At 55.5% G+C, this 8,019-nt stretch carries 11 protein-coding genes; 9 read left to right on the forward strand and 2 right to left on the reverse strand.

The features are described 5' to 3' along the window. The 6 genes from QNK41_RS04720 to QNK41_RS04745 form a co-directional block, all read left to right on the forward strand. Window positions 1-244 (forward strand): M35 family metallo-endopeptidase (locus tag QNK41_RS04720; RefSeq protein ID WP_319254275.1); only part of this gene is annotated, 244 nt, incomplete at its 5' end. A 199-nt stretch (window positions 245-443) separates the two neighbouring features. Further along, complete coding sequence (locus QNK41_RS04725) at window positions 444-731, forward strand: DUF1330 domain-containing protein (protein ID WP_319254277.1); 288 nt, start codon at window positions 444-446, stop codon at window positions 729-731. 144 nt (window positions 732-875) lie between these two features. Further along, a complete protein-coding gene (locus QNK41_RS04730) occupies window positions 876-1,262 on the forward strand; it encodes a DUF488 domain-containing protein (RefSeq protein ID WP_319254279.1) in 387 nt (128 codons plus the stop codon). Between the two features lie 110 nt (window positions 1,263-1,372). Further along, complete coding sequence (locus QNK41_RS04735) at window positions 1,373-2,218, forward strand: PhzF family phenazine biosynthesis isomerase (RefSeq protein ID WP_319254282.1); 846 nt, start codon at window positions 1,373-1,375, stop codon at window positions 2,216-2,218. A 127-nt stretch (window positions 2,219-2,345) separates the two neighbouring features. Further along, entirely contained in the window at window positions 2,346-2,894 is a 549-nt protein-coding gene (locus QNK41_RS04740) for a DUF2846 domain-containing protein (protein ID WP_319254285.1), read from the forward strand. A 110-nt stretch (window positions 2,895-3,004) separates the two neighbouring features. Beyond that, entirely contained in the window at window positions 3,005-4,186 is a 1,182-nt protein-coding gene (locus QNK41_RS04745; protein ID WP_319254287.1) for an NADH:flavin oxidoreductase, read from the forward strand. Here the strand turns inward: QNK41_RS04745 and QNK41_RS04750 are convergent. Next, window positions 4,147-4,881: an acyl-[acyl-carrier-protein] thioesterase gene (locus QNK41_RS04750; protein ID WP_319254289.1), complete on the reverse strand. Its 735-nt coding sequence runs from the start codon at window positions 4,879-4,881 to the stop codon at window positions 4,147-4,149. The two genes, QNK41_RS04745 and QNK41_RS04750, sit on opposite strands and share 40 nt — an antisense overlap. Window positions 4,882-5,373: 492 nt before the next feature. On the opposite strand from QNK41_RS04750, the gene QNK41_RS04755 reads away from it, so the two are divergent. Both QNK41_RS04755 and QNK41_RS04760 read left to right on the forward strand, forming a co-directional pair. Then, window positions 5,374-5,796, forward strand: a complete 423-nt coding sequence (locus tag QNK41_RS04755) for a hypothetical protein (RefSeq protein WP_319254291.1) — start codon at window positions 5,374-5,376, stop codon at window positions 5,794-5,796. After that, entirely contained in the window at window positions 5,789-6,859 is a 1,071-nt protein-coding gene (locus QNK41_RS04760; RefSeq protein ID WP_319254293.1) for a hypothetical protein, read from the forward strand. The genes QNK41_RS04755 and QNK41_RS04760 overlap by 8 nt, the downstream gene beginning before the upstream one ends. A gap of 42 nt (window positions 6,860-6,901) precedes the next feature. On the opposite strand, the gene QNK41_RS04765 is transcribed toward QNK41_RS04760, so the two are convergent. After that, window positions 6,902-7,498: an alpha/beta hydrolase gene (locus QNK41_RS04765; protein WP_319254295.1), complete on the reverse strand. Its 597-nt coding sequence runs from the start codon at window positions 7,496-7,498 to the stop codon at window positions 6,902-6,904. 354 nt (window positions 7,499-7,852) lie between these two features. Between QNK41_RS04765 and QNK41_RS22970 the strand changes: the two genes are divergently transcribed. Continuing rightward, window positions 7,853-8,019 (forward strand): response regulator (locus QNK41_RS22970; RefSeq protein ID WP_413815119.1); only part of this gene is annotated, 167 nt, incomplete at its 3' end.

Raw genomic sequence — 8,019 nt, forward strand, 5'->3', positions numbered from 1 at the left:
TAAGTTTTCGAAGATGATCCATGTCGGCAGCGGGATGCGTATACTTCTGGTTCCCAGAACACACGGCGGGAAGATTGGCGATCTAGCTGAAACCATGTACCACGAACTCAGCCACAAGGTAGGGGGCACCAAAGATATTACCTACAATGTAAACACATGCAAGCGAAATGCCCTCCATACGCCTCAACAAGCGGCGTTGAATGCTGAAAATTACAACCGTTTTTTGGGTGAGTATCTTAAATAGGTTTCGTTTCTCCTGTTGCATTGGTAAATAAAGGGTACCATCAACCCTTCGTCTGTTCATGACCATTGTCCCTGCAGGCGACATGCTGGAAGGGCCTATACGTTAATCAATTGGCGGTTGGCTTTCTCATAGAGTCGGAAAAGCATGCCTTTGGCAGTTTGACATGCAGGGAATCGATTGATGTGGGAGGGAAGCAAAAATGAGCAACGCATACGTGATTGGCCACATTACGGTAAAAGACGCTAAAAAATGGAACGAATACCGCAATCAGGTCCCGGCGACCTTGGAACCATGGGGTGCGGAACTGGTTCTCAGGGGGAAATTGGCCTCCATCCTGTCTGGTGAACATTTGCATACCGACACGGTCGTCATCAGATTTCCCAGCACGAAAGCGATCGATGACTGGTATGCGTCACCCGCTTATCAAGCGCTCATCCCTTTGCGAAAGAAGGCGGCGGAAATAGTTCTGCTCTCCTATGACGGTTAGCGGCCTGACATCAAGGCGCTTCGCTTTACGCCGAGATCCGTTGCGGCCTTTTGGGCGACCTAATCGGGCCATTTTTTATAGGACCTGAGGGGAGTCTTGCGTAGGGCAAGGTTACCCATTTATTATGAATAAAGGAGGAATCGCATGGCCATCCGGATCGTGCGTCTGGGCACCAAGCGGTCTCGGGGAGAAGGACTGCGCATCGGGACGGTAAGACGTCCACCGCGGGGCGTACCCAAAAATGAATACGCATCGCAAAACTGGTATGACGTGTGTCTCCCAAACGTTGCACCATCCCCTGAACTCATGAAGATCGGGAAAGCTGCCGAATCCGAGAAAGAGTGGGCTACATTTGTCAGGAAATATCGGGCAGAAATGGCCACTTCAGAAAAAAGCAGAGTTCTCGATCTGCTTGCCGCACTGTCATACCATGCAAACCTATCCGTTGGGTGTTACTGCGAAAACGAGCACCGCTGTCACCGGTCCGTACTGCGCGAGTTATTGGCGGAGCGAAAAGCTAAGTTCGAATAAATCAGAGTGCAACGCCGCGCACCCCCAAACATGTCTCTTCGCAGGGGATCGGCGGCTATTGCGGTTCAAACAATGATTGTCAATAATGGATAACCACGAGGGACGGCATTATGACGGCAGGCACTCTTTATCGTTTATCGGCCTTTTCCAACCATCCTGAGGGGGGCAATCCCGCCGGCGTCTGGATCGGAGATACGCTTCCTCAGCCCGAGGTAATGCAGCAGATTGCTGCCGACGTCGGTTTCTCGGAAACCGCCTTTATCGCTCCGGCCATCGGAAAGGACCGCACCGTGCGTTACTTCAGTCCTGAGGCGGAAGTCTCGTTCTGCGGTCATGCCACCATTGCCGCAGGCGTGGTGCTGGGAGAGACAGAGGGAGACGGCACGTATCGATTGGCAACCGCCGTTGGAGAGGTGCCGGTCGCCGTGCGCATGCGGGGTGTGATCCGTGAAGCGTCGCTCACTTCCGTGGCGCCAAGGCATACGGGCGCATCCGATGCACTGGTCGGCGAGGCGCTATTGGCGCTCGGATGGAAGCCGTCCGACCTGGACTGCGCCATCCCCCCTGCCAAAGCCTACGCCGGCGCGTGGCACCTAGTACTGGCCGTTGCGGACGCACAGCGCCTGGCCACATTGAACTATGACTTTGATCGACTCAAGTCACTGATGCTTGGCGAGGATCTCACGACCCTGCAGCTCATTTGGCGGGAAAGCCCGGACGTTTTCCACTCACGCAATCCGTTCCCGGTCGGCGGCGTCGTCGAAGACCCTGCCACGGGCGCGGCGGCGGCCGCACTCGGGGGGTATCTGCGGGATGCCCGACTCGTTACAGTCCCCACGACCATTCTCATCCGCCAGGGAGAAGCGATGGGTCGACCGAGTCGGCTCACCGTCGAGATTCCTGCCGCAGGAGGAATTGTCGTAACGGGGACGGCCGTCCCAATCAAGGTGAAGTAAATAGGCTGGCCGACAGCCCGAAGGTGGCGGGGCCGCTGCTCAAAAGCCTGATGTGAAAACGAATTTGGCAAACTGGAATAGCTGTTAATGGCTGATCGGAAGACCGAGCCAAAAATGAGGAGGTTCCATGAAACGCGTGCTGCTGATGACAGTCTGTATCGCCCTGCTTACCGGATGTGCAACCACCCAGATGCTCAAACCGGAACAACCGCCTGAACTCGCCGCAAAACCGGATTCCGCCTTATTGGTGATTGTCCGCGATACGTTCATTGGAGGGGGTATTGTTTTCTGGAATTATCTGGATGGCCAATTCATCGGTGAAACGATGGGCAAGTCATACTTTATCACCCACGTGCCGCCTGGAATGCATTACGTCGTTGCGGCAACGGAAAACACGGGCGTTGCCCATCTCGATTTTCAAGCCGGGAAACATTACTTCCTGCGCCAGGGAGTTACCATGGGTGTGTGGCGGGCAAGAACCTCCGGCTTTTTTCCAATGACCGCTGCCGATGCACAAAAAGCGATCGGCGGCTGTACCTATACCGAGCTGGACAGCAGTAGGACATTTCCGGACATGGAGCCTGGCCTCTATCAAAAAGCAATCGAAGAATACCATACCGGCGTGAAAGAAAATCCGGAGGGTTATATGGAATTGCTCGAATACCAAGGGGAATAGCCCGATCAGCCTGATTCGGCAATGCGATGGACCTCTTCCACTGTTGAGCTTTTCACAAATTGCCAGTCGGGTTCATTACTAATGACCATGATATCCAAGGAGGGCACGGTATGTATCCTCATCTTTTTTCCGAAATAACCATCGAAGGCCTGACCTTGAAGAATCGCCTGACCATGGCGCCGCTCTATCTGGGCTATGCCGGCCAGGGCGGCACAGTCAGCGAGTTGCTGCTGAAACACTACCGGCTCATGGCCCAAAGCGGCGTGGCCATGGTCGTGGTCGAAAATGCGACAGTGGACCATCCAACCGGCAGTGGTTCCAACCGGACCCTGCGGGCCGATACCGACGATAACCTGGACGGGTTGAAGCAACTGGCCGCAACCATCAAGCAGGAAGGTGCGCGGGCCTGCCTGCAAATCAATCATGCCGGCCGCTTTGCCCACGCAGCCGACCGGCCGGTCGCACCGTCGGCGGTCAACACTTTCGGACGCATGCCCGAGGCTTTGGAAAAGAATGAAATCGATCGGATCGTCGACAAATACGCCACCGCAGCGGCCAGGGCCAACGCCGCCGGGTTCGACATGCTGGAACTGCACGGCGGCACCGGCTATCTGCTGGCCCAGTTTCTCTCACCGCGAACCAACCGGCGAACCGATGAATACGGGGGCAGCCGGGAAAACAGGCAGCGGTTTGCTCTTGAAGTCCTTGCGCGGGTCAAGGCGGCAGTGGACGGCCTTCCGGTGGGATACCGGTTCCTGGCCGACGAGTGGCTGCCGGATGGGTTGCATGTGGAAGAATCATGTCAATTCGCCCACCGTCTCACCCGAGCCGGGATTGCCTATATTTCGGTCATGGGCGGCACGTATGAGTCCTTTTCCCTGCCGGATATTGTAGAAAAGTCCAAGCAGGAAGGCTACATGCTCGACCTGGCCGTCGCTGTCCGTTCGGCAGTCGACGTGCCGGTCATCGCTGCCGGCCGCCTGGCCACCGGCGCATTTGCCGACCAGGCTATTGCCGACGGCAAGACCGACCTGATCGGCCTGGCGCGCGTGCTGTGGGTCGACCCGGATTGGCCGCAAAAGGTCCGCGACGGCCGAGAGGCCCAAATTCTCCACTGCAATCCGGATTGCGGCGATGCGTGCATGCACATGGTCATGAGAGGCCGGCCGGCATTTTGTGTGGCATGGCCGGCGGAGAAGATGAAGGCGTGGAAGGCTAAATTTGTTTCGCAGCTATCTCAGCGCCAATTTGTTCAGCCTGGTTCGCCGACAGTGACAAAGCCGGCGGCATAGACAGCCGTTGAGTCAAAAAACCGGAACCTGACGGTGTGTCCCGCTGCCGCCACGCCAGCTTGGAGGGTGTGGACATCCCGGCCGATCTCCTTCAGGTACTGAATCCCCACCCGGCGCACCCTGGTGTTACCGATCCCGCAGCGTTTGACCAGCGTGTTCAAGTACTCCAGGTAAACCGTGTTGTTCACGTGCCCGTTGGGATCGTAGTCCCCTTCCCGGGTGGTGATGCTCATCGTCTGCACCGGCACGAACGTCTTGTCTACCGCAAAGTCGATAGCGTCGGGCGCCAGGACATGATCCGCCTCGGCCGTGTATGGTTCGGATACACGCTTCGGGATCTTGGCGATGCGTTTGCGCTTCAGGTCGTAATAGAGCCACAGGCTGGTGGCTGCCGCCACCGTCTCGTCACCGCAGACCATCAAGAAATCCCGGCCGGCCCGAAATCCGGCCGATCCTTTGTGCCACGTCCGGAGGGTGATTGCGTCCCGGTAGACGGGCATGCGGTAAATGTCCACCCGCATGCGGTTTAAAATCCACACCGCACCGGCCGCGACCATATCCGCCGATCCCAGCCCTACTTGTTCCGAATGTTGGACCGCGGCACGCTGGAGACGCTGAAACAAGACCGGCAGCTTCATCCGAAATTCCGTATCCACCTCGTCGTAATCCACTACGGTCGTTTGTTCGATTTTCATGGAGTCCCTCTTCTTTATTGTCCCCTCAGTCCGGCCCTCTCCCCCACGTACCGTGGGTAAACGGGTCGGTGAAAAGGTCATATCGGCCGATGTCGGGGGCCTGGCGCCGAAGAATCAGACGCTGACCGTCACGGATTTGGCGGATTCCGGCATCGGGCCTGCTGTATGTCTTCTTCAACCGTTTTAAAGACCGGTTCCAAATCATAGTTCGGATCAATTGGCAACCGTTTCAACGATCGCATACCGATTGCCCATGGTGCAATTCTCAGGTGAGCCGTGGTCAATTTTATGATATAGGCGCCGTGTATGCGCCCACATACACGGTGTATAAAATGAAACAGCCCAGGGCAATAAAGACGGGGCAACCCGGATTGCCGGGCCGCCGGCCGCTTCCGAATACGACAACCATGATAAAATGCAACAATATGGAACGGTTGTTGCATTTTTACCGTGAAACTTTATTCATCCAGCGACGACAAGAGGGGGAAAAGGATGCCAGGCGCCAACCAGGATAAACGAACCACCGTGTTTGACCGCGAAACCTACGTGAAAATGCTGATCGCCATTGCCAGGGCCGATAAGCACAATAGCCTGCCGGAGTATCGATTTATCCGCAAGCAGGCCATCCAACTGGGTGTCAGCTACGAGCAGATTCTAAAGGACACGGATAAGGATTTTGAAATCGGCACCCACAGAGTATCCCGCCTGACCGCCCTTCGCGTGCTCAAAGACGCCATCATGATCGCCTCCATGGACGGCAACTTTAGCCTTCCCGAAAAACAAAAACTATACACCTACGCTGAAAAGCTGGACATTCCCCGAACCGACGTGGACGATTTGGAAAGTCTCGTTGGACAGCTCAAAGAGCTGGATCAGCGCTGGAAGGAACTGGTTGCCGGTCACCCCGATGAGTAACACCGGATACTTCGCACCCCTTTTCGCCTACGCAGACCAGGCAGCAGCCTATTGCGGGGCAGGCCTCCAGCAGCTGAGCGGGTGGTATCGCTTTGCGGAGGCCCTGGATCCGTGGTTTTCCCTGGCCCTGTTTCTCGTCTGCTCCATGCTCATGGTATACCGTCTCAACGTGCTGGAGCGCAAAGGACTCGAAGGCACCGTGCTGGGCACACTGGTGATGCCCTATGCATCCGGGTTTCCCAACCTGATGTTCGCATTTTCCCTTGGCCGACAGGGGGGCAGCGGATCGGTCATCGTCGAAAACTGTATCGTCAACAACGTCACCAACCTCACCCTGCTCATCGGCCTTCCGGCACTGATATGGACCCTCAACATCATCCCTTCGCGGTCAGCCCAGACCGTTCACAAGCCCGTTTCCAAGCTTCAACGCCTGAACACCCTCTCGCTGATTCTGACCCTCGTGGCCCTCTTCTTCTTCACCGGCGCCCTGTGGGCTTTAGGGCGTGACGGCACGTTGGATTTCAGCGACGGTCTGGTTCTGGTGGGAATTTTTCTGTTCTGGCAGGTGCTGCACGTATTCGATGTGCTCAAGTATAACATCCATCAGCGCCGCTCCCTGTCGTGGACCATCATGGTGGATGCCCTGCTGGTGGTGGCGTTAGGCGCAGGCATTCTCCACGGCATCGACCGTCTGGTGGCCTGGGTCATGGCCCTCGGCCCGGGGTTCATCCTTTACGACCAGCTGGGCATTCTCAGCGGCTGCCTCATGGTGCTGCCCAATGCGGTGCTGGCCGCATACTATGCCTGGGCCGGCCGAGCTGACATCGTCTACAGTTCGCAGGTGGGCGACGGCCATATCTGCATCCCCATGTGCATCGGCCTGTTTGCCCTGTTTTCAGTTATCCAGGTGCCGGACCAGATGAATATGGGGATCATGGTCATTCTCGGGGCGGGGTTGCTGCATCTCTTCTTCGTCTCGGTCATCGGCCGGCTTCCCCGCATCATGGGCGCCCTGCTGACCATCGCCTACGGGGCCTTCCTCTATACCGGGTTCATGGGATAACCGTCATCTCACAATGATCCGGTTATCCCATGACGATATTGGTTAATGAATAAACCGGTTAATGAGATCCACACATTCCCTGGCATGGGTGATCGGAACAAGGTGCCCAGCGCGTTTGATAACGTGGCAATCCCGCGGACATTTAATGACCTTGTCTTTTTCACCGTGGATTCGGGTGATTCGTGTGAGGTTTCCTGGATAGCCATCCCATGTGGAAATGGCTTTGCACATGGTCCTCATAAATACAGCATCGGAGGATGCGAACATTTGCTGAAACAAGCTGTCATGCCTACCGGCAATTTTTTGTAGGAATTCTATGGGGGCGAAGTCAACAAATGGCGTCAGGAGAGTCAAAAATAAATTCATCTCAGAAACATCAATTGCACTACCTACCAAAAAAACGCTGTCTAAACTAAGCAGTTTTGAAATCTCAAGTGCGACCATTCCACCCATAGATGATCCAATCAGGATATCGTTGCCTTGAATTTTATAGTGCGTTGCCACCCTATTTGCCAATTCAGATAGCGATGCTTCTCCTTTATACGGAGGCCAGTCAATATAGGTTGCGTGATTAAAATCCAACCAGGCGCCTTGATACATTTTTGAATTGGCACCCATCCCTGGCAGTAGATAAATCATTTAGGAAGACCGAAGACCGATTATGTCGCTGCTCTCCGGCGCGAGGGTCGAGCGTCGGGAGCAGCAGTTTATTAGGGTATCCTTAATACGGTGAACCCTCCCCACCGCAAACCGCGGGGAATGCCCTCGCTATGGCGGTTCACAACCCTCATATACAATAGATGGCAGTCCCTGTGCAAATGCCGTGAACCGGCAGGATCATCGAGCGATGACGCAACAATTTCCTCGATCGGTGGCCGCTCTCTCCGCAAGGAAATCGTTGCAAATGTTCCTGTTTCAGGTATCATAGTATCGTCAGGTAGAAACAACACGCCCTATTTTATCCTAACGCCCCCTCAAGGAATGACCTTTACGATGAATGCCGCGAAAACGGTTCTGGTCATCGACGATGAAACCGCCACCTTGACCATGTTCCGTCTGTTTCTGAATGCCTACGGCTATTCGGTGCTGACCGCTGAAAACGGCGAAACCGGCCTTCGGCTGGTTCGCGAACATCACCCCGGCATCGTATTCACCGACCT

It is taken from the genome of Desulfosarcina sp. (genome assembly GCF_033791525.1).
In the GTDB taxonomy this organism is placed as follows: domain Bacteria; phylum Desulfobacterota; class Desulfobacteria; order Desulfobacterales; family Desulfosarcinaceae; genus Desulfosarcina.

Excerpts from the sequence above, each read along its gene's own strand:
- QNK41_RS04725 (WP_319254277.1), top strand. The coding sequence starts at position 444 with ATGAGCAACGCATACGTGATTGGCCACATTACGGTAAAAGACGCTAAA.
- QNK41_RS04730 (WP_319254279.1), top strand. The coding sequence starts at position 876 with ATGGCCATCCGGATCGTGCGTCTGGGCACCAAGCGGTCTCGGGGAGAA.
- QNK41_RS04735 (WP_319254282.1), top strand. The coding sequence starts at position 1,373 with ATGACGGCAGGCACTCTTTATCGTTTATCGGCCTTTTCCAACCATCCT.
- QNK41_RS04740 (WP_319254285.1), top strand. The coding sequence starts at position 2,346 with ATGAAACGCGTGCTGCTGATGACAGTCTGTATCGCCCTGCTTACCGGA.
- QNK41_RS04745 (WP_319254287.1), top strand. The coding sequence starts at position 3,005 with ATGTATCCTCATCTTTTTTCCGAAATAACCATCGAAGGCCTGACCTTG.
- QNK41_RS04750 (WP_319254289.1), bottom strand. The coding sequence starts at position 4,881 with ATGAAAATCGAACAAACGACCGTAGTGGATTACGACGAGGTGGATACG.
- QNK41_RS04755 (WP_319254291.1), top strand. The coding sequence starts at position 5,374 with ATGCCAGGCGCCAACCAGGATAAACGAACCACCGTGTTTGACCGCGAA.
- QNK41_RS04760 (WP_319254293.1), top strand. The coding sequence starts at position 5,789 with ATGAGTAACACCGGATACTTCGCACCCCTTTTCGCCTACGCAGACCAG.
- QNK41_RS04765 (WP_319254295.1), bottom strand. The coding sequence starts at position 7,498 with ATGATTTATCTACTGCCAGGGATGGGTGCCAATTCAAAAATGTATCAA.